The sequence below is a fragment of the Solibacillus cecembensis genome, assembly GCF_050272495.1.
GTDB classification, from domain to species: Bacteria; Bacillota; Bacilli; order Bacillales_A; family Planococcaceae; genus Solibacillus; species Solibacillus cecembensis.
In genome coordinates, this window is record NZ_JBNNMF010000029.1 from 21,979 (window position 1) to 47,249 (window position 25,271).

Sequence of the window (25,271 nt, forward strand, 5' to 3'; positions counted from 1 at the left end):
CTGCCCACTCCTCTTAATGAATCTTTCGCACAGAGTGGCCGTACCATGCATCTATCTGCTCTTGCGAAATCGTATCAAAATCGTTTTTATAACCATGGAAATGAATTGTTTGATTTAAACACGCGACATGGCTAATGCGGTCTGACACAATATCTACATCATGTGTAACTAAAATCATTGTGATTTGGTGTTGAACATTTAAATGAGCGAGCATATCATAAAAAGCCTGCACGTTTTCGTGATCAATTCCAACAGTTGGCTCATCCAAAATTAATAGCTTTGGCTGCGCTACGAGTGCACGTGCAATAAAGACCCGTTGTTGTTGACCACCTGATAGTTGCCCAATGTTTCGTTTCGCAAAGGACTCCATTCCGACGTCGGCGAGTGCATGATATACAAGTTCATCTGCATTTTTCGGTAAACTTTTAAATAAACCTGTTTTTTTTGCTAAACCACTTTTCACAACTTCTTGTACAGTCGCTGGAAATCCTGAGTTAAACGCGTTGGATTTTTGTGAAACATAGCCAATCCATTCACGATGTTTAAAGTGATTCGCATTTTCACCAAACAGTTCAATTTCACCCGTCATTGGTTTTAATAATCCTAATATTAGTTTTAATAACGTCGACTTTCCCGAGCCATTTTGACCAAGTAATGCTAGAAAGTCGCCTTCTTCCACGCGCAATGAGATGTTTTTTAACACTTGCGTATATTCATATTGAAACGACACATTTTTCATTTCGATTAAAGGTTTTTTCATTTTCTTCGCTTCTTTCTAATTCAAAATCATTACGATTTACAAGGTGTTAGTATAATTTACTTTCCACAAGATGTAAAGGAAATAAACTTGAAAGGAATGCATGTTATGAATAAATTAGAATGGTTTGAGAATTTTCAACATATGGATGATCATGAACTACGGAAATTCGCTAAAAAAGAGGACTTAAAGTTTTCGATTGAGGAAATTCAACAGCTTCGTCTCATCTTTCAAAATGCTTCATTGACTTGGCTTTTTTCGGGTATCCCTGCTGCTGAATTAAAGAAAACAGAGTCCCTCATTGGCGAAAAACGGTTGAAAAAATTAAGAAAAGTCATTGGGCTATGATTGATTTTTTTGTCCATTGAAAAAGAGTATGGAAAACGATTAAGTACGTTTTCCATACTCTTATTCTATTGTTCGTTCTATTTAAATTATTACTCGATAGATTTATTTTCGCTTTTCACACATTCTTCGATACAAAGCTCAACACTTGCTAGCAAATCCCGCTGAGCCCAACCTGGTATCTTTCTATGTGCAATAGCGAGTTCGAATGACGCTGGGATATGAATAAATCCTGCCTGCACATTTTCTTCCTTGCTGGCATAGCGTAATCCTTCATACATAATATTATTACACAAATACGTACCCGCCGTATCTGAAATGGTCGCTGGCAAACCAGCTTCATTTAAGAGATTTACCATGGCGCGTATTGGCAATGTTGAAAAATAAGCCGCATCTTCACCCGCATGAATCGGTTCATCTACAAGAGCTACCCCTGCATTATCCGGTTCCCCGTCCTTTATATTAATCGCTATTCTTTCTGGTGTAATTTTCGTACGTCCTGCTGCTAGCCCAAGAGAAATAATAAGACTCGGTTGCACTTCTTCTAAGTACTTTAAAAATTGTACCGGTGATTTTTCAAAGTCTACACTTAAAATGCGTCCTTCCACTTGGTAATCCGAAAACACCTTTTCATGTAGTGCCTTTACAATTTCCATTGTTGGATTGATTGGGTTCGATAAAAATGGTTCGAACCCTGTTAATAATATTTTTTTCATTTATAGTTCCTCCTTGTTCGTTTATAAATCTTTAATAAGAGCTGTCATTGTGCGGTCTATCAACATTATCCCATTGGTTTTACTTTCCAATAAAACAGTAAAAATATACGTTTTTCCACTATCCCCCGTTACATAACCTGCCAATGTATACACATTCGTAATATAACCCGTTTTCGCAGTTATTTTTCCCTTTACATCGCTTGTTGTAAAGCGTTTGCGCAACGTCCCACCAACGAGACGCTCGTCATAACCTGCGACGGGAAGGGATTGATAAAATGTTTGAAAATACGATTTTTGCTGCACCTCATATAATAATGAAGACAAACCATTCGCTGTTAGACGGTTGCGATCGGATAAGCCTGAGCTGTCCGCCAATATCCAGGCATCCATTGGGATATTCAGCGACTCCCCATATTCCTCCATCACTCGTAACCCCGCCGCTAAATTACCCTTCGCTTTTTGTTGTTGTCCCATTGATTTCACCAATATATCCGCAATACTATTATTGCTGAGCTTCATAAAAGCAGGCAAAATCGCAGACAATGCACGAGATTTTTTCATATGAATAAATTTGGCATCCGCTGGTATTGGTGCTGTAATAATTTCACTATTCTTCGAGAATTGAATACCCGCCCTTTGAAGTGTTAGTTGCATTGCTTGTAGTGTATTTTTGGTTGGCTGTTGCAAGGTTACCCATTCTTTTTTGCTACTTCCCTGTGGTAAATCACCCGAAATAATAATGCGGTTTGTATTATAGGAGCGTTCTATTTTCATCGTATTTTTTTGGCCTTTTGCAACTGTTTTTGCTTGATTAGTAATCGTCATTCCACTTAGATTCGGAATAATTTCATAACTTGGCTTTACTCCCACTTTTCCCGCTGTTGCTGTAATAATAACTGTACTTGCATCAAAGTCTTGGTTTTGTGACATCGTAATGGCTGATGTCCTCGCACCGAAGTAGTACGTTTCATCGATTTTATCAACACCCGGTGGCAATGTATTTCCAGAAAAGTACGTATCATCTCCCACGATATCGCCATTAACTTTTTGAATGCCTTGATTTTTCAATGCGTTTGCAAATGCTAGAAAATCATCGTTATTTAACGTTGGATCCCCCGTTCCTTTTATGTATAGATTGCCATTTAGTTCTTTATTAATGATTACTCCGTCAATATATACATCTGTTGTAAAGCGATAATCTCCCCCTAAAACAGCAAGCGCGGCTGCACCTGTTAGTAATTTCATATTAGAAGCTGGGCGCATCAATTTTTCGCCATTATGTTCATAAATAATTGCCCCTGTTTGCATATCTCGTATTGTCACAGCTGCTTGATTATTCCCTAAACCTTGTGTAATCACCTCATCAATAGAAGCGAAAGATTGCAGTGGAAACGCCATGCATAATGTGATAAGCACAATCAATGAAACAATTTTTTTCAAACTTTCCCCTCCGTTTTAACTTGTATAGTTTTCAGTATATTCATTTTAATTCAATTATAGCAAACAGAGATTGAAATTTTACATGAAGGCGCGCAAAAAAGGGTTGGTCAACCACTAAATTTCCCCTTGTAATAAATTTATGTGGTCTTGCATGCTGTCGTTATATCACTTAAAAATTATGTTTGGGATGGCAAGTAGAGCGGGGTGAGGTCGCGGAAATGTCTATTAAATGAGTAAAATTGTCTATTAAAACTTAGTTTGTCTATTAACTGTATCAATTTGTCTAATAGCCGAAGTATTTTGTCTATTAATGCTAGTCAAATGGCGATTATTAAAGGGAAATTGTCTATTACCCTAAGTAATTTGTCTATTAACAACATTTTAATTAAAAAAGACAGTTTATTTCATTACAAATATCCAGAAGTCTTTAACAGTACCACCATTTTATGTCCCTTCCCCGTACGAAATACCATAATTACCCAAAACAATCCCCCTGCATTAAAATTTGCAGGAGGATTGTCATTAAACTTCCTTATTCAAAACTCTTTTTTCTCGCTTTAAACGCTGCTTCATCCCTCATTTGTTTTTCCATAATTTCGACTGAACGTTTTCGCCGTGCATTTTTTTCTTGTAAGTGTTCCAGTTCTTCAGGCATCGCGAACTCCATGCCAATTTCAGCCTCTTCCATATTTGCTTTCGTATTTTTAATCATCCTGCCAACACTAAGTGCATTATTCGCTTTGCTACTCATTTTTTGTATTTTTTGATTGTCCATTTGTTTCCCCTCCATAATTATTTTGAATTGCTTCATTAGTTTGTTTTGCTTTATTTAATTTATACGAAGGTAAATATGGACATTTTTGAAGTTCTCATAATTTGCACAGTTAGAAAAATCCTAGGGTTTCAACTGCCAATCAGATATCGAAAGGAATGATTGAAAAGTGTATCTTTATCACCCAAACATTTTTTCACATATTCACTTTGTACTTCCTACCAAAATTTATACGCTCAAAATACTGCACATCTTTGGCATTTTATGATTCAACTATAAAACCTTAATCAGCAATGTTGCAAAAGCTAAAGTATTAAAAAAGCTGAGTCTGCAAACTCAGCTTTTTATTTTGGTTGATTAGATTCATTGAAAAAGGTGCCCATTACATATTGAAGAAAACATGTTTCTGAGTCTATATCAATATCATCTTCAACATGAATGTTTAATCCTTGTATTTCGTTAGGTTGTTCTAAGTCGTTTTTCATCGATTGCCTCCGCGGTTGTATAGTTACGCCCTTTCACAAGATCCATTAATTCTCCCATTGAGCGGGGAAGTAATGACTGTTGTTGAATTAACCCCTCATGTAACATTGTTTCATAACATTTTACGAGCCATGGCTTTTCAATATGCGCTTTTACTAACAGTGCGTCATTTGAAAATAGCGCATCTCGTTGTCCTGAATAAAGTAATTGTCCTTTATGAAAGACGATAAAATGATCGGCCCATTCATAAATTAAATTGACTTGGTGCGTGGAATATAAAAATGTTCGCTCTCCATCATCAAGTTCATCTAAATACGTCGTAAGTTGATTTGAAAAATAGTAATCTAAACTGCTCGTTGGCTCATCTAAAATATAAATTTTTGGATCCATCGCATAAACGCCTGCAATCGTTACACGCTTCTTTTGTCCACCACTTAAAAAATGAATAGGGCGCTCGGTTAAGTCTTCAAGTTCTGTTAACTGTATGGCGCTTGAAACATTGTGCTCAATTTTTTCATATGGCCATTTTAAATTAATAGGTCCATATAAAATATCTTGTTTGACAGTAGAGGCAAATAACTGATTATCCGCCTCTTGAAAAATAAAGCCAACACGCTCTCGCAAGTTAATTAATTGTTTTTTTGAATAATGTAAGGTTTCATTTAAAAATTGAATTTCGCCATTAGTTGGTTTTTCAAGTCCGATGAGTAACTTAAAAAATGTTGATTTGCCTGAACCATTTTCACCGAGAATAGCAACTTTTTTTCCTTTTGGAATAGATAGTGAAAGTTCATGTAATGCCTTTGTACCATTGCTATATTGGAATGAGACATGATCAAATCTAAAAAAGCTTTCTGTCATAATCAAGACCTCCTTACAAAACAAGTATCGCTATACCAACTACGATAAAAATAATCGCTAGCCATGTTAACTTTTGATCCCATTCTTTGTCGATTAAAAATTGTTGTGGAATAATGAATTGTTCAATATTTCGTGCGGCCATCGCATACGACATCGCTTGATAACGGAAAAAAATTGATCGAAATAGAGCGTTAATGAGTAAGCTTAATGATTGAAAGCCTTTTTTGTATGTTCTGTACCCTAAACGAGCGTGCTGCGCTGTATAAATCTGCGCGACCATTTCTAAAAACAAAAAAATAAAGCGATACATGAGCTCGATTAATTCAATAATAATCGTTGGCACTTTTAATCTCGCAAGTACCGGGCTAATTTCATACATCGGTGTTGTTAATATTAAAAAATATAAGCAACTGGTCGCACTAATCGAAGTACAAAATATCGTAATTGCACGTATTCCATCGTTTGGTAAAATAAATAGTTGCATCGTAAAAAGCGAACCTTGCCATAAAACTGATGTAGGAACATCCTGTGTAAATGTAATAGATAGCACAATGGCGACCATCCCAGCCGAAATAAAACCAATTGGCGCAAGAAGTAATATGATATATGTTTTCCAAGGGATTTTTGCATAAAAGATAATGGCACCACTCATAAAGAACAGTGTCCAAACCGAATAATTATTATTTCGTAATAGTGTTGCTAACAATAACGTAATGAAACTAAACGCCATCTTTTGGCTAGCTGCTACTTTTTGTATCGCATTATGGCTCGCAATAAAATCAATTTTTAGCATGTTCTTTCGTATGCTTTCCACGCATAAAGCCGATGAAATAGCCTATAATTAGCGCGCCAATGACACCTTGTAAAACGAATAATAAGCTTTCGATTTCACCACTTGGTGGTTCCCAAATTGCACTAAACCAAGGCTCATAATCTGCTGCGATTTCTGTAATTGCTTCTTCAGCCTCACCATCAGCACCGCCAAATTCTGCATCTTGTAAAAATAAGAGTGGTAAAATGGCTAAAATGACAACGCCAATCAGTAAAAGTAAATTTTTCTTAAACATGTTAGCTCTCCTTTGGCTTTAAAATACGTAGTTGAACTAATTCTTTCATATTATATTTTTGTAAGAAGTTCATAATCATCACAGTTAATAACCCTTCACTAATTGCTAACGGAATTTGCGTTAATGCAAAGATGCTTGCGAATTTTTGGAATGAACCTAAAATACCACCAACTTCAGAAGGGAACGCTAATGCTAATTGAACAGATGTCATGACATATGTACCAAAATCACCAAGCATCGCCGCTAAAAATACAGCTACGCTAAATGATAATCCCCATTTTGTTGCTAATTTAAAAACTCCAACGGCAATAAATGGTCCAACTATCGCCATTGAGAAAATGTTCGCACCTAATGTTGTAAGACCTCCATGTGCAAGTAGAATCGATTGAAATAGTAAAACGATTGATCCAAGTACACTCATAACAAATGGTCCAAATAAAATAGAACCTAATCCAACCCCAGTTGGATGGGAACAGCTACCTGTTACCGATGGAATTTTTAATGCGGATAAAACAAATGTAAATGCACCTGATAAAGCAAGTAGTAGTTTGCTTTCTGGGTTTTCTTTTACGACTATGCGAATGACTTGAAGCCCCTTCATAAGAAACGGTAGGCATAGTGCAAACCAGAAGATAGCCCAACCTATCGGTAAAAATCCTTCCATAATGTGCATGGCATGCGCTTGCTTTGGTATAAATAATAAAACGATACCGAAGTAAGCAAGTTTTGGTAATAATTGTTTCATGTTTTTACTCCTTTTTCATATTTGATGAAAAAGTGCATAAAAAAATACACTTTTTAAGAGTAAAAGTGCATCACAAAAACAAGCGCTTATTGCTTGTTTCACGCACCTATCCTCGTAGGTCTGAATCAATAAATTTTTGGTAGGTATCCTGACTTCTCTTCAACGTATTCCATGCCTTCCCACATAAAAAAATGCAGTGACGTAATATGTAATACTCCAAGTTACAGTTGCGGGACAGCACCAGAATCTCACTGGTTTCCCTATTAAGCTTAAAAAGCACCAAAAATCATTCAATTTTCATCATGTGAAAAATAGTATCACTGTAACTAATATTTGTCATCATTAATTTTTTGATTATTCTTTAAATAAATTGAATGAAATAAGAAAATTGGTAATTTACTTGTCAAATTTGAGAAGTATGTTCTCCCATAAACGCTTTTCTCTTCTGAATAGTGATAATTTTTAATTAATTGTTATTGTAAAAATGGAAATAAAATGATAAAGTTACGTTAATTTCATAATGAATGTAGTAAAGTGCTCTTATTTTGTAAGAGGTAAAAGGGAAATTAGTTAAAATCTAATGCTGCCCCCGCAACTGTAATAGCTGATGAAATTACAATCAATCACTGTCAAATTGATGGGAAGATGTAAAAGTAAAATGACGCTTTAGCCAGGAAACCTGCTTTGTTACAGCAACATGACTTTTCGGTGGGAGAAGGGCGGCGACAAATACAGTTTTTTGTATTCCATTACATATTTTTTAGGATGCCTAAGCCTATTTCTAGTTCTTACTGGAAATAGGCTTTTTTTGTTTAGGGGTATTTCGTGTGTTAGCACTTAATAAAACATTTTGAAGGAGAGTTATTTAGTGAAAAACTATGTAAAAACTCTAGTTTACGGTTTTTTATTAACTTTTTTACTTGTAGGTTGCTCTAGTGAAGAACCTGCTGAGGTAAATGCAAATAAAGAATCGACTGGAACATCACAAGCAAATGAAAATGTGAATGAAGAGGCAAATGAGATTACTTTCACAGATACAACAGGAAAAGAAATTACACTATCTTTACCAGTAACAAAGGCTGTTGTTATTAACCGTAATACAGCAGAAGCTATTACATTACTGGGTGCACAAGACGCGATTATCGCAACAGGTGACAATACAATTAAAAATAACGGCTATTTAGGGTTAAATGATTTACCAGATGTGGGGAAAACAGACGAACTAAATATTGAATCGATTTTATCTTTAAAACCTGAAGTTGTCTTTACATTTACAAATCGTCCAGATAATACGCTTGAGGAAAAATTAGAACCTGTAGGAATTAAAGTGGTTCGTTTAAATAACTATTTAGCAGATCAAATGGATGAGGAACTACGTATATTAGCAAAAATTTTCGGAAAAGAAGATCGCGCTGAAGAGTACATTACGTGGAAGCAAAATATTGAACAAATATTAACACAACGTACAAAAGATATTCCAACAGACCAAAAGAAATCCGTATTAGCATTATCTGCTGGTGCACTCAATACAAATGGAAAATATAATATTTATCCAACGGCAACACTAGATGGACAAGCTGGTCCAGGGGAAGGTTTTGCCACTATTTTAGCAGGTGGTATTGATCCGACGCCAGATATTTTATGGGAGTCTACAAAGTCGTCTACAACTGTAAACGTTGAAGAAGAATTTGTCTTAACGGCAAATCCAGATGTCATTACGTTACATGGTAATTTCTTTGGGGGCTATGATGCAAAGGATGCAACAAGCTTTACTGGATTATTAGACAATGTTGTTACTAATACAGCGGTTAGCCAAATGACAGCCGGAAAAAATAAAGATGTTTATATGTTCTATACGAATTTCTTCGGTTCTGATAAAGGATTTATTGGTCGTTTACAATTAGGAAAATATTTATATCCAGATAGATTTGAAGATATTATTGTAGAAGATTACATTAAAGAGTATTTTGAAAACTGGTTAGGGGTTACAGCAAGTGGAATTTGGTTCCATGGTGCAAAATAGTTGGTTGAAACAAGGCAAATTGACTTCTCCAAAAGCTTGGATCGTATTAAGTTTATTAATCGTTTTATTAGCTGTTGCCGTATGCTATGCCTTGTTATCAGGCAGTGCAAATATCCCGGTTAAGCAGTTAATAGGTCTTGAACCGATGACGGATGAAATCAATCGATACATAATCAAAGAAATTCGAATGCCCCGAATTTTACTAGCAATTATAACAGGTATGTCTTTAGCCGTTGCAGGGGTTGTTATGCAGGTGTTATTGAAAAATCCATTAGCTAGTCCGTTTACATTAGGGGTTTCAAGTGGTGCCTCTTTTGGAGCTGCGTTAGCCATTGTTTTAGGAACGAGTATTTTCGGTATGGATTTAGTTGCCTCAGGTAAATGGCTCATTGCATTTAACGCCTTTTTCTTTGGATGTATCTCTGTTTTTATCGTTTATGGAATCGCCACAATTAAAAATGGATCAACGACCGTTTTATTATTAGCAGGTGTGGCAATCGGCAATTTATTCTCAGCGGGCGTTTCAGCAATGAAATATTTTTCAGATAACGAAGCATTAAAAAATCTAGTCGTTTGGCTTATGGGCGGTTTTTGGGGGGCAAGCTGGGAAGTCGTTTATATACTTGCTCCCTTATTAACAATTGGCTTATTGATTTTACTTCGTTTAAGTTGGAGTTTTAATTCTCTTAATGCAGGTGATGAAGTAGCAAAGACGTTAGGTGTTAATGTAAAGGTACTAAAAATCGGCAGTTTATTACTCGTTACATTACTCGCTTCAAGTTCTATTGCCTTTGTTGGTATTATTGGGTTTATTGGCTTAGTTGCACCGCATATAGGTCGCATACTCGTTGGTGTAGACTATCGTTTTTTAATTCCGGTTTCTAGTCTACTAGGTGCTTTGATATTACTAGTAAGTGATACGGTAGCAAGAACTATACTTGCTCCGATTGAGATCCCAGTTGGAATTATAACATCTTGTATTGGTGCGCCATTTTTCATCTATATTCTATTACAAAAGAAAAAGGATTATTGGGGGTAAAATCGTTGTTACACGTACAAAATCTATCATTCTCTGCGGGGAAAAAGCAAATTTTACATGACTTGAATTTAACATTATCACATGGAAAATTTGTGGCGATTATTGGACCAAATGGTGCCGGAAAATCAACGTTTCTTAAATGTTTAGCAGCTGTAACAAAGCCTACATCTGGCACGATTTCAATTGACGGTGTTCTTTTAAATTACTTGAAGGGTGAGGATCGTGCAAAAAAAATTGGATACGTCCCACAACATTTTTTACAAAGCTTTCCGATGACGGTTCAAGAATACGTCATGCTTGGGCGAAAGCCGTATATTAAATGGAATGTCACGGATTTAGATCAACAAGTGGTGAATGAGACGTTACAGTATTTAAAGTTAGAGAGTTTACAACAGAATTATGTCGATGAATTGAGTGGCGGAGAGCGCCAAAGAACATCGATAGCCCGTGCATTAGTGCAACAACCAACTATTTTAATGCTTGATGAACCAATTTCTGCATTAGATATCAAACATCAAATTCAAGTATTAAATTCAATCAAACAATTGGCAAATGAAAATCGTTTAGTCATTGTCGTACTGCATGATTTGGAACTGGCGTCTAGGTATTCAGATTATGTCGTATTAATGAATCAAGGTAAAATTTATAAAGTAGGTAGTCCTTCTGAAGTCATTACTAAACAAAGTTTACGTGATGTTTATGATGTGCATGCAAAAGTTCATCCAACCGAATTTGGGCTATCTATTACAGTGATAGAAGCCGTTTAAAACTGAAATGTCCTGTACTGCAAATTTTGTGGTTCAGGGCTTTTATTTTAAAGAAGAACAATTGGAACTTTATACGGACTTAGTGTTGGACAAGGAGAATAGCAATTAATTATGGTAAAAGCAGTCAAATAAAAATATGAATCAAAATAACATTAGACACTTGTCATTTTGATCCATATTCTCATTAGTTCGATATAAAAATCATGTCTTACTGTGCAACATAATGGACACGTTGCCTAACTTCTCATCTGAACATTTTACTTTGTATTAATCGTCACGGTCTTCATTGTTGTGAAAAACTCTTTTGCAGCCTGACCTTGTTCACGGGCGCCAGTACTTGAATTTTTCACGCCACCAAATGGCGCTTGAGGCTCTGCTCCACCTGTTTCATCATTTACTTGAACAAGGCCTACCTCACTACGGTTGATAAAATCAAATGCTTTTTGAATATTACTTGTATAAATAGAGGCACTTAAACCAAACTGTGAATCATTCGATAATTGAAGGGCTTCCTCATAATCTTTTACCTTTATGACAGCTAAAACTGGTCCAAAAACTTCTTCGTGTGCAATCGCCATGTCATGCGTTACATTTGTGAAAATCGTTGGATCAATGAAGTATCCTTCCGACTGCCCCTCTGTAGGACCACCGCCAAACACTAGTTGTGCCCCATCAGTTTTTGCTTTTTCAATAGCAGCTAAAATATTGTCATATTGCCCTTTAGATGAAACAGGACCCATCGTAACACCAACTTCAATTTTTTGTGCTTCTACAATTAATTGCTCTAAAACTTTTTCATAAACAGCTTCTTCAACGTATACTCGACTAGTAGCAGTACAACGCTGGCCTGTTTGTTTCATCGCACCTTCAATTGTCAACTTGGCTGCTATATTTAAATCCGCGTCCGCCAAAATAATGGCCGCATTTTTTCCACCTAGCTCTAGTTGGATTTTTTTATTCGTATGACCTGCTGTATTTAAAATATTTTGCCCTACACCATTAGAACCAGTGAATGTAATCGCTTTAACTTCAGGAGCTTCAAGTAAAACTTGTCCCACACTTGAGCCTCGCCCTTGCACAATATTTAATACATTTTTCGGCATGCCTGCTTGTTCAAACAGTTCACCAATGAGCTTTCCTGTTAAAGCTGCTTCAATAGAAGGTTTCCAAACAACGGTATTGCCATACACTAATGCTGGTGCTATTTTCCACAATGGGATAGCAACAGGGAAGTTCCATGGCGTAATCGCTGCGACAACACCAAGTGGTACGCGCATGGAGTACAATATTTTTGTTTCACTCGCAGAAGGTAATACTTCACCCGTGGCACGCATTCCTTCTTGTGCGAAATAACGTAAAATGGAAGCACCACGTTTCACTTCACCAATCATTTCGTTTTTAGTTTTACCCATTTCACGTGAAGCCGTTTCAGCCACGATATCGATATTTTGTTCAAGTAAATCTGCCGTGACACGTAATATTTCTCCACGCGCTACCGGAGATGTATTTTTCCAATTTTCAAATGAGGCATGTGCTGCTACAACAACCGCTTTTGTTTCATCAGTCGTTATCAGCTCTATCTGACCGACACATTCAGATGGCTTTGCTGGATTAAATTGCTCTCGGATTGCTCTTGTAATGATTGCCATAAAACCCCTCCTTATATTGATACTATTTTCAACCCTATTTCTCTACAATTGTTTTACGTACATATTCAAATGTTTCATCTAAAATGCGTAACATTTCATCTAATTCTGCTTTCGATAAAATTAGAGGTGGTGAGAATACAACTGTATCTTGATCATACGTGACCGTTCGTAAAATTAAACCGCGTTTCATCGTTTCTTGTACGAAAATTGGGCTTAATGGTGTCTCGAATAATTCCCCTGTTTCACGGCTCTTTACTAATTCAATCGCGCCGAGTAAACCTATCGTACGAACGCAACCGATAAAGCTATATTTTGATTGTAGCGCTCTAAAGCCTTCTAACAACGCTTCACCCATTTTTGCAGCGTTTTCTACAAGGTTTTCACGCTCGATTATTTCAATATTTTTCAGCCCAACTTGACAGGCCAGTGCGTGTCCACTGTACGTATAACCGTGCATTAATGTACCTTTTGATAAAGTACAGAAATCTTGATGAAGCTTTTCTGAGATTACTACACCACCAAGCTGTGCATAGCCACTTGATACACCTTTAGCAAACGACATCATATCCGGTACCACATCATAATGCTCCATACCGAAAAATTTACCTGTACGACCAAAGCCTGTAATCACTTCATCTGCAATGAATAAAATACCGTACTCATCACAAATTTCACGCACTTCTTTAAAATAGCCTTGTTGTGGGATGTTCACACCACCGGCACCTTGAATTGGCTCTGACACAAAGGCTGCTACTGTTTCTGGTCCCAGCGCTTCAATCGTTTCACGTAAATTACGCGCGGATTGATTGTATACATAGTGGAAATCGGGTGCATGCGAGTTCGTAAAGTCACGAAACGCTTGTAAACCTGTCGCACTTGTAGCACCCATGGCTACACCGTGGTAAGATTGCGTACGTGAAATAATTTTTTGGCGCTTTGGTTGCCCTTTTAGTAACCAATAGTGACGTGCCAATTTAATCGCTGTATCGTTTGATTCTGAACCACCTGAAGTGAAAAATACTGAATTTAAATCGCCAGGAGCTAAAGAAGCAATTTTAGTCGCTAAACGAATTGCTGGTTCGTTGCTAAATGTCGCAAAACATGAACTGAATGCTAATTTAGCCATTTGTTCTTTGGCTACTTCCGCAATTTCTTCACGACCATGACCGACGTTTACATTCCATAAAGAAGACATACCGTCAATATATGTATTGCCTTCAATGTCTTTTAAATAAATCCCTTTACCTTCTGTGAAAATCGCAGCAGGTCCTTGTGTTTGTTGCTGTTCAATGGATGTAGTTGGATGTAGAAAATGCTTCTGATCTAATACCTTTAGCTCTTCTTTTAGTTTAATTGTCATAAATACCAACCTCTTTCCCTTAATAGTTTTATACACTTTATTAAAAGCAATTTCCGTGCCAACTACTAAGAAAACAAAAAAAGAAACACTTTTATTTAAAGTTGTTTCTTCTTTCGATCTAAAGGCTAATGCATTTAGTCATTTCAATTATTTTAGAATCTTTTCCAAAGCCATGTGCATTTCACTTTCGCAACTCTCATGCATAAACGCACAATTGATGCAAAATCGCATCATTAATCCTCGTATGTAACGTGGCGTGTTAATTGATATTTTTGTATTTTCCTTACTAAAGTCGATTGATTACAGCCTAGTGTTTTTGCGGCTTGGCGTATACTTGTATGTTCAGACAAGGCTTGCTTAATCATTAACTTTTCAAATGCTTCTACTTGCTCCTTCAATGTACCGCTTGAAAACGGCGACACTGTGGGTTCTCGTAAAGAGGGTTCAAAATCAATCTGCTCCGAATTTTTCACCATAACAGGATTACTATCTAATTCCTCTTGCACGTTATTTATTGTTATTTCAGGTTGAGTTGTTAATAGGCACATACGCTCCACCGTATTTTTTATTTGGCGAACATTGCCTGGCCAATCGTATCTTTCTAATAATTTCAAGGCAGATGATTCAATTGTCCGATAGATTCCATACTTCTCTTCAATTAAAGTTAAAAAATGATTGACCATCGGAATAATGTCTTCGCGTCGTTGCCTTAATGACGGGATTTCAATCGGAATAATATTTAAACGGTAATATAAATCCTCACGAAAACTACCTTGTCGAACCATTTCTGCTAAATTTCGATTCGTCGCTGCAATAATACGAACATCAATGGCAATCGGCTTACCGCTCCCGATACGTTGCACTTCGGATTCTTGTAGCACGCGCAATAATTTCGCCTGCATGAGCAATGGCATTTCACCAATTTCATCTAAAAAAACAGTTCCCCCCGATGCAATTTCAAAGAGTCCAGCTTTTCCACCTTTTACCGCTCCTGTAAATGCCCCTGCCTCATAGCCAAAAAGCTCTGATTCTAGTAATGTTTCTGGAATAGCACTACAGTTAATCGTTAATATTTGCTTATGGCTACGTCTACTATATGCATGAATAAGCTTTGTAATTTCTTCCTTCCCTACGCCCGATTCGCCACCAATCAATACAGTAGAATCTACTTCTGCAATTCTCATAACACGTTCCACGACTTGTCTCATAGCAGGCGACACGGCTATTAAACTACTTTTTATAAACTCTTCAGTTTGCAACGTTTGCAGTTTACTTTTAAAATTTTTATTTTGAACTTCTAATTTTTTTACTTCTTTTTCTAAGCGATTTAGTTGCGTCATATCGCGTGTAATCGCTACTACATATTGCAACTGAAAATCTTCATCAAAAATCGGATTTCCTGTAACTAACAGGCATTTCCCGTTAATGAATGTTTGCAAAATCGTTACTTTTTCTTGTGATTCGATTACTTTCATCGATATAGAATCACTCATTAACCCTTCATTGATAACGTCTTTTGCGTATCTTCCCATTAAATCCATACCGACTATTTCAATATCTATTTCATTTTGAAATAAGATTTTGCCTTGACCGTCACAAATCGTAATGCCATCTGAAATGGAGTTTAAAACTTTAGACGATAACGGGTTCATAAAATCAATATCGCTAAATTGCTTCATTGGTCTTACATAAAATAAGTTCTCTTGCATCGATTCTAATACATGCACAAAATTGCCATTTACTTCAAATGTTTCTTTCCCCTTACGATACTCGTTTACTATTTTTTCAATTAGTTCGTTTGGTAGGTCGCTTTTTACAATTAACTCCTGATTTTTGACAACAAAAAATTGTTCTTCTTTATATTGTACTTTTGTCGACATATAGATCGCCTCCTCTCAAAACTTAAATACCCTTAGATAGCATGATGCTATCTAAGGGTATTCCTCATTCTATTTACAGTTCTACTCCGATGCGAATTTTTCCTCTATTCGCTCGATTTGCTCTGTCTTTTTTGAAGCTAATTTACCTAGAATAAAGAACAACAAAATAGAGCCCACTACTACAATCGAACTTAAGTAGAACTGTGTACGTAAAGATTCAATTAATACTTGGCAGAAATAAATGAGGACTAAAATGCCAATTGTTATATACGATAAACCTGGGAATAACCACATTTTTATCGCTAATGGCTCAGTCGTTTGTAAATCATAAGAACGGCGGAATCGAATTTGTGAAATGGCGATAAAAATATAAACAACAATCATTAAGCCTCCCACACAGTTCCCTAAAAAGTAGAAAATAACTTCAGGTGAGACAAAGTATAGTAAAGAACAAACATATGCGACTACCGTACTGCCAAGAATAGCCGGCACTGGTGCTCCCCGTCGATTTTTAATTTGTGAGAATACTTTTGGTGCGTTACCTTGGCGTGACATTTCAAGTAACATCCGTGAACTCGTATAAAGTGCCGAATTCAACACCGAAATAAGGGATACAAAAATGACGATTTGAATAATTTGAGCTGCAATTGGAAGCCCAGCCATCGATAATATATTTGCATACGGCGCTGCGAGCATTGTTGAATCGTTCCACGGTAAAATCATGATCATGATTGCTACCGAACCAACGAAAAATAATCCCAGTCGGAATACGACATTTTTGATCGCACGAACAATATTTTTCGCTGGGTTTTCAGACTCTGCTGCTGCAATAGCTGCAACTTCAGCACCACAAATAGAAAAGATTACAAATACAATTGCTGTAAATATCGGAATAATACCATTTGGCGCAAAGGCACCAAACTCTGTTAGAATACCAAATCCTTTTGGCTCATAGTTTGGCCAAATTCCTAAAACCATCGCTGTACCGACAACTAAAAATGCAATAATTGCGGTTACTTTAATAAATGATATCCAGTATTCAAATTCACCGAATGATTTAACAGAATAAATATTAATAATCGTCATTAATAATGTAATACCTACACCACCAACCCAAACTGGGATGAATGGAAACCAATTATGCAACATGCCACCAATAAGAGCAGCTTCTAATCCGACAATAAATACCCAGCTTGCCCAATACAACCAACCTACTGTAAAGCCTGCCCACGGCCCAATATATTTTTCCGCATAAGAAGCAAAAGAACCGAGCTCAGCCGAACTACCAGATTTTCTTCCTAAAACCATTTCTCCAGATGCCATTTCTCCAACCATCTGCATGATTAAAACGATGAGTAAACAGGCAATCGCATATGATACAACCGCTGCTGGACCTGTACTTAAAATATTTTTCCCTGTACCAACAAATAGCCCTGTACCAATAACTCCTCCAATAGATATCATCGTAATATGCCGTGTTTTTAGTGACTTTTGCAAAGTTCCCATTCAACCACTCCTTAAGTTTTGATTGTTGACATTACTTGCCCCTTCCAAATCAATATGCAACAGCGTCATTATGGTTAGATTTTTTTGAGCCTAGTCGAAAAGCTCTCTTAAAAATCCATGTCCTCAAAACTTAATCAAGCAATTTTAATGCCAAAGCCAAATTAATGTGACAAAAAAGAGAAAGTTTAGCCTTTTTAGATTTCACGTCTACTTTCTCGTTAATAGGCGTGGTGAATTTTAGCATTTTTGATTCAAAATTGCATCACTACAATTATAAATGCATCACATTATCCGTAAGCTCGATTGAATGAGCTTACAATATTCATTTCTTCTCTATACTTCGCCACTGTACGTCTTGAAATTTGAATACCTTCCGCACATAGTATATTAGTAATTTGTTGATCAGCTAATGGTTTGTGTTTGTCTTCCGTTTCAATCAGTTGTTTTAATCGTTTTTTAATATGCATGATTGAATCGATTTTCCCAGAACTATTCACGAGTCCTTTTGTAAATAAAGATTGTAAAGCATAAATACCATGTGGGACTTGTACAAATTTCCCGCGAATCGCACGACTAACAGTTGATTCGTGAACTCCTAACACATCGGCTAGATCTTTTAAACGCATCGGCTTTATTGCCTCTAGCCCCGTTGTAAAAAAATCCTCCTGCAGCTGTATTAACCATCTTGCTAATCCGTAAAGTGTTTTATCACGTTGTTCGATTCCTTGTAGTAACACAAGCGCATCGTTCATTGTCTTTTGATAGTACTCTTTATAATCTGAATCATTTTTGAGCAATGCTACATATTCTTCATCAATTGAAATAGCGGGTAAATAGTGACGATTTAATTTAACAATCCACTCCCCACTCATTTCCTTTATTTCTATATCCGGAATGACATATGGCGTCGTTTCGAATTGATTTCCAGGCATCACAGGTTTTAGTTTTTTAATATATTGAATCGTTTCCTTCACTTCTGCTAGAGGCATTTTATATTTTTTACTGAGTTGTTTCATGGCTTGCGCAGCTACTAACTCTAAATCCGAAAGTATAAATTGTGAGGCCATTTTAGGTGCAAATAAGTCAAAATCTATTTGTATTAGTAAATACTCTTGATAACTACGTGCACCTACCCCAACTGGCTCAAAAGTTTGCAGTAAATCCAATATCACCTCTACATGAAATAGGGTCGTTTTAAATTTTTCCGCTACGACTTCTAATGGAACATCTAAAAATAATCGATTATCTAAAGATTGAATTAAAAATTTTAAAATTCTTAAATCAATCACAGATAGGTTTTTATGCATCGGCACTTGTTCTAATAAATATTGCTCGTAGCTTTCTTTTTGAGCAAGCTTCATCTCAATCATATTGAAATCTTCATTTTTAGATGCCGAATGTTGTGGTGAAAATGCTTTGAAATCACAACCGGCTAATTTCATGATTTCCTCATATTGACTTTTAGCTTTTGCATCTGTCACGACTAATAATGGGTTTTCATTTGCTTTTTCATAAATATATTGTTCTAGTTCATTAATTGAATATTGTAGTATTTCTAAATGTTGCACAAGTTGTGTCGTCAATATTTGTGTCGTCAATATTTGTGTTACTTTTTGTGTAGTATTAATTGTCATTTGCATACCCACACCCCCAGAAACCTTTTTTTCTACATATTAACACTTTTATTCTCTAATTTACCAATTTTAATAAAACTATTTTAATATTCAAAAAACAATTGACTAATTGTGGAATATGCGATTAAAATACACATATATAATAATAGTTATTACAATACGGTAAAATAGGAGGGTTAATTTTATGTTTCAATTACCAACTGTACAGTTTACAAAAGAGCAAGAACAATTTCGCTTAGAAGTTCGCGAATTTTTACAAGAAGAAATCGCAAAGGGTACATTCATACCAAAATGTGATTCATGGTTAAGCGGGGATGACCCATCATTTTCAAGATTAATCGGGCAAAAAGGTTGGATTGGTATTACTTGGCCAAAGAAATATGGTGGGCAAGAGCGCAGTACAATCGACCGTTACATTTTAACTGAGGAATTTTTAGCTAGTGGTGCACCTGTTGCAGCTCATTGGTTTGCTGATCGTCAAACCGGCCCTCTTCTTTTACGTTATGGGACAGAAGAGCAGCGAGAATTGTTCTTACCGCAAATCATTAAAGGTGATTGCTACTTTGGAATTGGTTTAAGTGAACCAAATAGTGGCTCTGACCTCGCCTCCGTCAGTACACGCGCTGAAAAAGTGGAAGGCGGCTGGCTTGTAAATGGACAAAAGATATGGACGAGTAACGCGCACATTTGTAACTATATGGTCACTTTAGTGCGAACAAGTCCTTTTGATGGAAAAAGTAAACATGCTGGACTTAGTCAGCTCATCGTCGATTTACATGCAGATGGTATTACGATTGTGCCAATTAAATTTTTAACAGGCGAATCCCATTACAATGAAGTGTTCTTTGACAATGTTTTTGTACCTGACAATATGGTTGTAGGAGAAATAGGTAACGGGTGGACACAAGGTCTTGCCGAACTAGCCTATGAGCGTAGTGGTCCAGAACGTATTTTAAGCACATTTCCATTAATTGATGAGCTCATTCAAGAGCTAAAACGCCAAAACAATTCTGAAGGGTTAAAGCAAGCATCTAAAGTTGTTTCAAGATTATGGGCGCTTCGTAACCTATCGATTGGAGTAGCACAATTATTAGAATCAGGTGACAGTGAGAACGTGGCCATTCCTGCTGCCCTTGTAAAAGCACTTGGTACGAAATTCGAGCAAAGCATTCCTGAAATCACGCGGCTTTTAGTGCAAACGTATCCAACGCTAGATGCCACGCGGAAAATTGATCGCTTCATGGCAGAGTCCATTTTACATGCACCTGGCTTTACAATTCGCGGTGGAACTTCGGAAGTACTTTATGGTGTAGTAGCGAAAGGGGTTGTAACACAATGAGTGAAATGAAAGATATGATTTTAGATGTTGTAGAACGTATGTTAAAAGAAAATGTGGATAAAGATTTAGTAGATATAATTGAGCAAGGCAAATGGGCATCAAACTTATGGGGTTTATTAGAAGAAAACGGTATGACGATGGTTGCCACTTCTGAAGCGAACGGCGGTGCAGGTGGTGATTTGGAAGATTTACTAAATATCGTGCGGTTAACAGGAAAATATGCTGCCCCTATTCCATTTTCAGAAACAACATTCGCTAACTATTTACTTGAACAAACGAACTTACATGTGGCGAATGGTTTAGCGACGTATATGCTTTCTAATACTCAAGCATTTGTATTAGAAGACGGCAAATTATCGGGTGAAGCGATTCATGTACCTTGGGCGCGTCATACAAAGCATTTCGTAACATTAGCCAATAGTGTGGATGGCATCCATTTGGTAGAAATCGATTTAGGGCAAGCTGAAATTACTCATTATGCGAACTTAGCGGGCGAACCACGTGATACGGTAAAGTTTCAGAATGCGATTGTTTCACAAGTATCTGCCACGTTATCCTTTGATGAAATTGGTACGATGACAACTCTTGAAACTGCCTTTCAATTAGCAAGCATGACGGGTGCCATTGATAAAATCAACGACTTAACCGTTCAATATACGAAAGAACGCGAACAATTCGGGCGCCCGATTCATCGTTTCCAGCTCGTTCAGCAACATATTGTGAACTTAGCAGGTGAAACGGCGATTGCTTTAGCAGCATTTAATAACATTACGGATGCACTTCTGAACAATCATCAAAATAACGAAGTAGCTTATGCACGTATTCGTTTTGAAGAAGCTATTCAAGCAGTAGCAACGATTTCACATCAAGTACATGCTGCAATTGGTACGACACACGAACATGCCCTGCATCAATATACACGTAGACTTTGGGCATGGCGCGATGAGGGCGCGAACACTTCCTATTGGACGGATGTTGTGGCAACACAGCTTTTAGAAAATAGCGGTGATCGTTTATGGGACTACTTAACTGATACAAAAAATACGGTAATTAAATTATAGGGGGAATTACAATGGCTGATTTACTATTTGAAGTGAAAGATCATATTGCAACAATTACGTTAAACCGACCGGAAGCGTATAATGCCTTCAGTGAAGAAATGATTGCAGAATGGATTAAAGCACTCGAAACGGTTCGTGATTCGGATGATATTCGTGTCGTTATCGTAAAAGGTAACGGCAAATCATTTTGTGCAGGTGGCGATATTAAAGCGATGCAAGCAGGTGAAGGTTTCTTCAAAAGTGAAGAGGACATTTCTTCTACTGGCTTAGCACGAAAAAATTCACTGTGGAAAAAGATTCAACGTATTCCCCTTCTTCTTGAAGAAATTGATAAGCCTGTCATTGCACAAGTTCACGGCTTTGCTATGGGTGCGGGTTTGGATATGGCGTTAATGTGTGATATTCGCATTACAGCAAAGTCAACGAAGATTTCAGAAAGTTACATTAATGTGGCGATCGTGCCAGGTGACGGTGGTGCTTACTATTTACCGAAATTAATCGGGATCGACCAAGCATTAGACATGTTTTGGACTGCTCGTGTCTTAACTGCTGATGAAGCGAAAGATAAAGGTGTCGTTACATTTGTTGTGGAAGACGATGAACTAGAGGCATACACACTCAATTATGCAAAAGATTTAGCAAGCCGTCCTACAACGACATTACAATTTATTAAGCGTGCTGTCTACCAAAGTCAAAAGATGGATTTACGTTCTGCTCTTGACTATATTTCTTCACAAATGGCTATTGTAACCGAGTTAGATGATTTTAAAGAAGGCGTTAGTGCGGTCGTAGAAAAACGCAAACCTACTTATAATAGATGAGCAAAGGAGGAAGAACAGATGCAACCTCTTGAAAATATTCGAGTGTTAGATTTATCTCGTGTCTATGCTGCCCCCGCTGGCTCAATGATGCTAGCAGATTTAGGCGCAGAAGTAATTCGCGTAGAACATCCCGTCGGCTCAGATAGTATGCGTGACTGGGGTCCGTTTTTGAATGACCAAAGCACGTATTATTTATGTGCGAATCGCAATAAAAAATCGATCGTGCTAGATTTAAAAACGGAAGCAGGCAAAGTCCAATTTAAGGAACTTGTCAAAGATGCAGATATCGTACTCGAAAACTTTAAAACCGGCGATATGGCGCGCATGGGACTAAGTTATGGCGAGTTAAAGAAAATAAACCCGCGCATTATTCACTGCGCGGTAACTGGTTTTGGTCAAACAGGCCCCCTTGCTTATGAACCAGGATTTGACCCTGTCATTCAAGCAATGAGCGGGCTAATGAGTGTAACTGGCTCATCTGATGGTGAAGCAACAAAAGTGGGTGTCCCTATTGCCGATATTTTAACTTCTAATTACGTGGTCATTAGTATTTTAGCTGCACTGCGCATGCGTGATCAAACAAATGAAGGGCAATTTATTGATTTATCTCTACTTGATGTGCAAATGAGTAGCTTGGCGAATGTGGCGAGTGCTTATTTAAATACAGGCTTTTCTTCCGAGCGTTTAGGTAATCGCCATAATAATGTAGCACCTTATCAAGTATTTAACTGTTCAGATGGTCCATTAATGATATGCGCTGGATCAGACGGTCAGTTCCAAAAGCTTTGCACCATATTAGACCGTCAAGAATGGGCAAATGATACGCGATTTGTAACAAATACGTTACGTAAACAGCACGAGACGGAGCTTGTTGAGATGATTGCTGAATTGACGATAAAGAAAACGCGAGATGAATGGCTCGAATTATTACAACAATATAAGATTCCTGGTGGCCGTGTGAATACGATTGCTGAAGCACTAGAACAGCCTCAAATTCTCGCACGTGATATGATTGGCGAATTAGAGCACGAACAATATGGTAAAATCAAGTTCGTCAAAAATCCGTTACAGTTTTCTGACTTAAATATTCAATATAATTTAGCCCCTCCTACTTTAGGAGAACATACGAAAACTTTCCAGAAATCCACTCTTTCAAAATAAAGTGCGATATACTATAAGTAATTTATCATTTGAGTAGGTGACGTATTGAATCAAGAGACTTTCGAAAAAAACTACACCATGTCGTCGCTGCACAAAGCGATCAAAGTTTTAAAGGCATTTACGAAAGAAGAACCAAGCCTTTCTTTAACTGAGCTAAGTAAAAAGACGGGCATTAGTATTTCCAGTTTGCAACGCTTCGTTTCCACCTTTGTATACGAGGGATTTTTGCATAAAGAAGAGCTTACGAAACGCTATCAATTAGGGCATTCCCTGCTGTACTTAGGTAACTTAGTCAAGCAAGAATCGAGTCTAATCATTGTAGCTGACCCGTTACTAAAAAAGCTAAATGAAGAAATCGGCGAAAGTGTTTCTATGAGTATTATCGATGGATTAGAGAGACGGTGCATTTTAAACTATGATTCAACCTATCCACTATCCACGAAAATGTTTGTTGGAGACACTTCCCCTCTTTATGCAGGTGCGTCTTCTAAAATATTGCTCGCATTTATGCCACATCTTGAACAATATTTAGAAAATATAGTGCTTGAACCAATTACAAATCAGACAATCCTTTCTAAAGACTTACTGATTTCAGAATTACAACAAATTCGTTCTTTACGCTACGCCAAAAGTAATGGCGAACGTGTCCGAGGTGCATGCTCTGTTACGGCACCTATTTTAAATGCTTCTCATCAAATCATCGCCTCCGTAACCATTCTCATTCCGGAAGTACGGTACGCTGATTATGACGAACAACAATTAATCGATAGCATTACACGCACAGCATTGGAAATTGAAAATCAATTGTATTAATGACGCAATTACAGCACAAATCTCTTACTTAGAGTATTTGTGCTGTTTTTTCTATCCATAATACATAGTAAATTTTTCGTGATTCACTAAAGATCATTTTGAACTTTTCCAATTTGCACATTAAGTAACGTTATTGAATATGCTAGTAAAAACGCCTATTTTATTGCAAGCTGTTATACAATGAGGCATGAAAAGGAATGATGGAAAAGTGTATCCTTATTACACAAATAACTCTTTCGCGAATCCACTAAGCGCTTCTTACCGACAACCATACACGCAATATACTGCACCGATTCGGCATTTTATGACCCAACAACCAAGCTACAATCAGCAGCGTTGTATAAGTCAAACCGAAGCCGATTATATGGCGATGAATCGGTTACTGTGGCTGGAGCATGTTAACTGGACCCGAATGACGATTACTAGCATTGTCTTCCAGTTGCCCGATTTGCCATTTGTAGAGCAACGCCTTTTACAAAATGCAACCGATTTAGGCAATTGTCTCCGTCCTTTTTATGGCGACCAAATTGCAGATCATTATGCAAAGTTGATTCATGAACATTTAGTCATTGCAGCCGAGCTCGTGACAGCAGCTGCAAAAGGCGATGCAATTACAGCAGAGGTCAAAGAAAAAGCATGGTATAAAAATGCAGATGACATTGCCTTATTTTTGAGCAGCATTAATCCATACTTATCTTATGAAGCTTTACAAAAAATGCTTTATAAACATTTAGAGTTAACAAAAATTGAAGCTGTCACAATGATTCAACAAAAGTACAAGGAAGATGTTGCTGTTTTTGATGAAATTGAAGCCGAGGCATTGGCTATGTCGGATATGATTGCTTCAGCTATTGTCCAGCAGTTTTTTTATTTATTTAAATGTCCCTACATGTGTTGAAATTTTCCTGTAACATAATAAAAAGCTTCTAACCCTTCATGGGACTGACCCCCGTATATAAGACAGAGGTCAAAAAAGCATTTATCCAACCAGTTGTCGGTATTGAACCGGCGACTGGTTGTTTAATTTCGCTT

At 37.1% G+C, this 25,271-nt stretch carries 24 protein-coding genes and 2 riboswitches; of the genes, 10 read left to right on the forward strand and 14 right to left on the reverse strand.

All coding sequences use genetic code 11. The annotated features are described in order from the left end of the window. Positions 1-13: 13 nt before the first annotated feature. A complete protein-coding gene (locus ACQKIH_RS19725; protein ID WP_427768354.1) occupies positions 14-760 on the reverse strand; it encodes a metal ABC transporter ATP-binding protein in 747 nt (248 codons plus the stop codon). Positions 761-865: 105 nt separating this feature from the next. On the opposite strand from ACQKIH_RS19725, the gene ACQKIH_RS19730 reads away from it, so the two are divergent. After that, positions 866-1,105: a hypothetical protein gene (locus ACQKIH_RS19730; protein WP_057982035.1), complete on the forward strand. Its 240-nt coding sequence runs from the start codon at positions 866-868 to the stop codon at positions 1,103-1,105. An 89-nt stretch (positions 1,106-1,194) separates the two neighbouring features. Here ACQKIH_RS19730 and ACQKIH_RS19735 read toward each other — a convergent pair whose 3' ends face one another. The 8 genes from ACQKIH_RS19735 to ACQKIH_RS19770 form a co-directional block, all read right to left on the reverse strand. Then, entirely contained in the window at positions 1,195-1,818 is a 624-nt protein-coding gene (locus ACQKIH_RS19735) for a pyroglutamyl-peptidase I (protein ID WP_427768355.1), read from the reverse strand. A 21-nt stretch (positions 1,819-1,839) separates the two neighbouring features. Then, positions 1,840-3,258, reverse strand: coding sequence for a D-alanyl-D-alanine carboxypeptidase/D-alanyl-D-alanine endopeptidase (gene dacB / locus ACQKIH_RS19740; RefSeq protein ID WP_427768356.1), 1,419 nt, complete (start codon positions 3,256-3,258; stop codon positions 1,840-1,842). Between the two features lie 532 nt (positions 3,259-3,790). Then, on the reverse strand, positions 3,791-4,033 hold the full coding sequence (locus ACQKIH_RS19745; protein WP_057982029.1) for a hypothetical protein: 243 nt from the start codon (positions 4,031-4,033) through the stop codon (positions 3,791-3,793). A 341-nt stretch (positions 4,034-4,374) separates the two neighbouring features. Continuing rightward, the gene (locus ACQKIH_RS19750) at positions 4,375-4,515 is read right to left on the reverse strand and encodes a hypothetical protein (RefSeq protein WP_160320425.1); all 141 of its coding nucleotides are present in this window, start codon (positions 4,513-4,515) and stop codon (positions 4,375-4,377) included. Beyond that, complete coding sequence (locus tag ACQKIH_RS19755) at positions 4,490-5,374, reverse strand: energy-coupling factor ABC transporter ATP-binding protein (RefSeq protein ID WP_057982027.1); 885 nt, start codon at positions 5,372-5,374, stop codon at positions 4,490-4,492. Before ACQKIH_RS19755 ends, ACQKIH_RS19750 begins: the two co-directional genes overlap by 26 nt. A 13-nt stretch (positions 5,375-5,387) precedes the next feature. Continuing rightward, positions 5,388-6,167 carry a cobalt ECF transporter T component CbiQ gene (cbiQ, locus tag ACQKIH_RS19760; RefSeq protein WP_427768357.1) on the reverse strand — a complete coding sequence of 260 codons (780 nt, stop codon included), beginning with the start codon at positions 6,165-6,167 and terminating at the stop codon, positions 5,388-5,390. After that, positions 6,154-6,441, reverse strand: a complete 288-nt coding sequence (locus ACQKIH_RS19765) for an energy-coupling factor ABC transporter substrate-binding protein (protein ID WP_057982023.1) — start codon at positions 6,439-6,441, stop codon at positions 6,154-6,156. The genes cbiQ and ACQKIH_RS19765 overlap by 14 nt, the downstream gene beginning before the upstream one ends. 1 nt (position 6,442) lies before the next feature. Continuing rightward, the gene (locus ACQKIH_RS19770) at positions 6,443-7,186 is read right to left on the reverse strand and encodes an energy-coupling factor ABC transporter permease (protein ID WP_057982021.1); all 744 of its coding nucleotides are present in this window, start codon (positions 7,184-7,186) and stop codon (positions 6,443-6,445) included. Positions 7,187-7,307: 121 nt separating this feature from the next. After that, positions 7,308-7,485: riboswitch (cobalamin riboswitch) on the reverse strand. A 216-nt stretch (positions 7,486-7,701) separates the two neighbouring features. Further along, a riboswitch (cobalamin riboswitch) is annotated at positions 7,702-7,887 on the forward strand. Between the two features lie 167 nt (positions 7,888-8,054). Between ACQKIH_RS19770 and ACQKIH_RS19775 the strand changes: the two genes are divergently transcribed. From ACQKIH_RS19775 to ACQKIH_RS19785, 3 genes are read left to right on the forward strand one after another with little or no spacing between them, the layout of a single operon-like run. Then, the gene (locus ACQKIH_RS19775) at positions 8,055-9,209 is read left to right on the forward strand and encodes an ABC transporter substrate-binding protein (RefSeq protein ID WP_427768358.1); all 1,155 of its coding nucleotides are present in this window, start codon (positions 8,055-8,057) and stop codon (positions 9,207-9,209) included. Further along, positions 9,181-10,248, forward strand: a complete 1,068-nt coding sequence (locus ACQKIH_RS19780; RefSeq protein WP_427768359.1) for a FecCD family ABC transporter permease — start codon at positions 9,181-9,183, stop codon at positions 10,246-10,248. Before ACQKIH_RS19775 ends, ACQKIH_RS19780 begins: the two co-directional genes overlap by 29 nt. A 5-nt stretch (positions 10,249-10,253) precedes the next feature. Further along, complete coding sequence (locus ACQKIH_RS19785) at positions 10,254-11,015, forward strand: ABC transporter ATP-binding protein (protein ID WP_427768360.1); 762 nt, start codon at positions 10,254-10,256, stop codon at positions 11,013-11,015. A gap of 257 nt (positions 11,016-11,272) precedes the next feature. Here the strand turns inward: ACQKIH_RS19785 and ACQKIH_RS19790 are convergent, their stop codons facing one another. From ACQKIH_RS19790 to rpoN, 5 genes are all read right to left on the reverse strand, one after another. Beyond that, positions 11,273-12,664, reverse strand: a complete 1,392-nt coding sequence (locus ACQKIH_RS19790) for an aldehyde dehydrogenase family protein (protein ID WP_427768362.1) — start codon at positions 12,662-12,664, stop codon at positions 11,273-11,275. 34 nt (positions 12,665-12,698) lie between these two features. Next, entirely contained in the window at positions 12,699-14,024 is a 1,326-nt protein-coding gene (locus tag ACQKIH_RS19795; RefSeq protein WP_427768363.1) for an aminotransferase family protein, read from the reverse strand. 233 nt (positions 14,025-14,257) lie between these two features. Continuing rightward, positions 14,258-15,904: a sigma-54 interaction domain-containing protein gene (locus tag ACQKIH_RS19800; protein ID WP_427768364.1), complete on the reverse strand. Its 1,647-nt coding sequence runs from the start codon at positions 15,902-15,904 to the stop codon at positions 14,258-14,260. 81 nt (positions 15,905-15,985) lie between these two features. After that, positions 15,986-17,410: an amino acid permease gene (locus ACQKIH_RS19805; protein ID WP_427768366.1), complete on the reverse strand. Its 1,425-nt coding sequence runs from the start codon at positions 17,408-17,410 to the stop codon at positions 15,986-15,988. Between the two features lie 287 nt (positions 17,411-17,697). Next, entirely contained in the window at positions 17,698-19,050 is a 1,353-nt protein-coding gene (gene rpoN / locus ACQKIH_RS19810; protein WP_427768368.1) for an RNA polymerase factor sigma-54, read from the reverse strand. Between the two features lie 178 nt (positions 19,051-19,228). Between rpoN and ACQKIH_RS19815 the strand changes: the two genes are divergently transcribed. The 6 genes from ACQKIH_RS19815 (at position 19,229) to ACQKIH_RS19840 (ending at position 25,137) form a co-directional block, all read left to right on the forward strand. Continuing rightward, a complete protein-coding gene (locus tag ACQKIH_RS19815; RefSeq protein ID WP_427768369.1) occupies positions 19,229-20,383 on the forward strand; it encodes an acyl-CoA dehydrogenase family protein in 1,155 nt (384 codons plus the stop codon). Continuing rightward, positions 20,380-21,444 carry an acyl-CoA dehydrogenase family protein gene (locus tag ACQKIH_RS19820; protein WP_427768371.1) on the forward strand — a complete coding sequence of 355 codons (1,065 nt, stop codon included), beginning with the start codon at positions 20,380-20,382 and terminating at the stop codon, positions 21,442-21,444. The genes ACQKIH_RS19815 and ACQKIH_RS19820 overlap by 4 nt, the downstream gene beginning before the upstream one ends. An 11-nt stretch (positions 21,445-21,455) precedes the next feature. Next, entirely contained in the window at positions 21,456-22,265 is an 810-nt protein-coding gene (locus tag ACQKIH_RS19825; RefSeq protein WP_427768373.1) for an enoyl-CoA hydratase/isomerase family protein, read from the forward strand. An 18-nt stretch (positions 22,266-22,283) separates the two neighbouring features. Next, positions 22,284-23,426, forward strand: a complete 1,143-nt coding sequence (locus ACQKIH_RS19830; protein ID WP_427768375.1) for a CaiB/BaiF CoA transferase family protein — start codon at positions 22,284-22,286, stop codon at positions 23,424-23,426. 45 nt (positions 23,427-23,471) lie between these two features. Next, complete coding sequence (locus ACQKIH_RS19835; protein ID WP_057981994.1) at positions 23,472-24,239, forward strand: IclR family transcriptional regulator; 768 nt, start codon at positions 23,472-23,474, stop codon at positions 24,237-24,239. Between the two features lie 187 nt (positions 24,240-24,426). After that, positions 24,427-25,137 (forward strand): hypothetical protein, encoded by a 711-nt coding sequence (locus ACQKIH_RS19840; protein ID WP_427768377.1) that lies wholly within the window; start codon positions 24,427-24,429, stop codon positions 25,135-25,137. Positions 25,138-25,271: the final 134 nt, after the last annotated feature.

Bases quoted from the DNA above. Each gene is read 5' to 3' on its own strand.
- ACQKIH_RS19755 (WP_057982027.1), bottom strand. From the start codon at position 5,374: ATGACAGAAAGCTTTTTTAGATTTGATCATGTCTCATTCCAATATAGC.
- ACQKIH_RS19750 (WP_160320425.1), bottom strand. From the start codon at position 4,515: ATGAAAAACGACTTAGAACAACCTAACGAAATACAAGGATTAAACATT.
- ACQKIH_RS19815 (WP_427768369.1), top strand. From the start codon at position 19,229: ATGTTTCAATTACCAACTGTACAGTTTACAAAAGAGCAAGAACAATTT.
- ACQKIH_RS19725 (WP_427768354.1), bottom strand. From the start codon at position 760: ATGAAAAAACCTTTAATCGAAATGAAAAATGTGTCGTTTCAATATGAA.
- ACQKIH_RS19830 (WP_427768375.1), top strand. From the start codon at position 22,284: ATGCAACCTCTTGAAAATATTCGAGTGTTAGATTTATCTCGTGTCTAT.
- ACQKIH_RS19805 (WP_427768366.1), bottom strand. From the start codon at position 17,410: ATGGGAACTTTGCAAAAGTCACTAAAAACACGGCATATTACGATGATA.
- ACQKIH_RS19745 (WP_057982029.1), bottom strand. From the start codon at position 4,033: ATGGACAATCAAAAAATACAAAAAATGAGTAGCAAAGCGAATAATGCA.
- ACQKIH_RS19795 (WP_427768363.1), bottom strand. From the start codon at position 14,024: ATGACAATTAAACTAAAAGAAGAGCTAAAGGTATTAGATCAGAAGCAT.
- ACQKIH_RS19820 (WP_427768371.1), top strand. From the start codon at position 20,380: ATGAGTGAAATGAAAGATATGATTTTAGATGTTGTAGAACGTATGTTA.
- ACQKIH_RS19765 (WP_057982023.1), bottom strand. From the start codon at position 6,441: ATGTTTAAGAAAAATTTACTTTTACTGATTGGCGTTGTCATTTTAGCC.
- ACQKIH_RS19800 (WP_427768364.1), bottom strand. From the start codon at position 15,904: ATGTCGACAAAAGTACAATATAAAGAAGAACAATTTTTTGTTGTCAAA.
- ACQKIH_RS19770 (WP_057982021.1), bottom strand. From the start codon at position 7,186: ATGAAACAATTATTACCAAAACTTGCTTACTTCGGTATCGTTTTATTA.
- ACQKIH_RS19790 (WP_427768362.1), bottom strand. From the start codon at position 12,664: ATGGCAATCATTACAAGAGCAATCCGAGAGCAATTTAATCCAGCAAAG.
- ACQKIH_RS19730 (WP_057982035.1), top strand. From the start codon at position 866: ATGAATAAATTAGAATGGTTTGAGAATTTTCAACATATGGATGATCAT.
- ACQKIH_RS19735 (WP_427768355.1), bottom strand. From the start codon at position 1,818: ATGAAAAAAATATTATTAACAGGGTTCGAACCATTTTTATCGAACCCA.
- ACQKIH_RS19840 (WP_427768377.1), top strand. From the start codon at position 24,427: ATGAAAAGGAATGATGGAAAAGTGTATCCTTATTACACAAATAACTCT.
- ACQKIH_RS19825 (WP_427768373.1), top strand. From the start codon at position 21,456: ATGGCTGATTTACTATTTGAAGTGAAAGATCATATTGCAACAATTACG.
- cbiQ (WP_427768357.1), bottom strand. From the start codon at position 6,167: ATGCTAAAAATTGATTTTATTGCGAGCCATAATGCGATACAAAAAGTA.
- rpoN (WP_427768368.1), bottom strand. From the start codon at position 19,050: ATGCAAATGACAATTAATACTACACAAAAAGTAACACAAATATTGACG.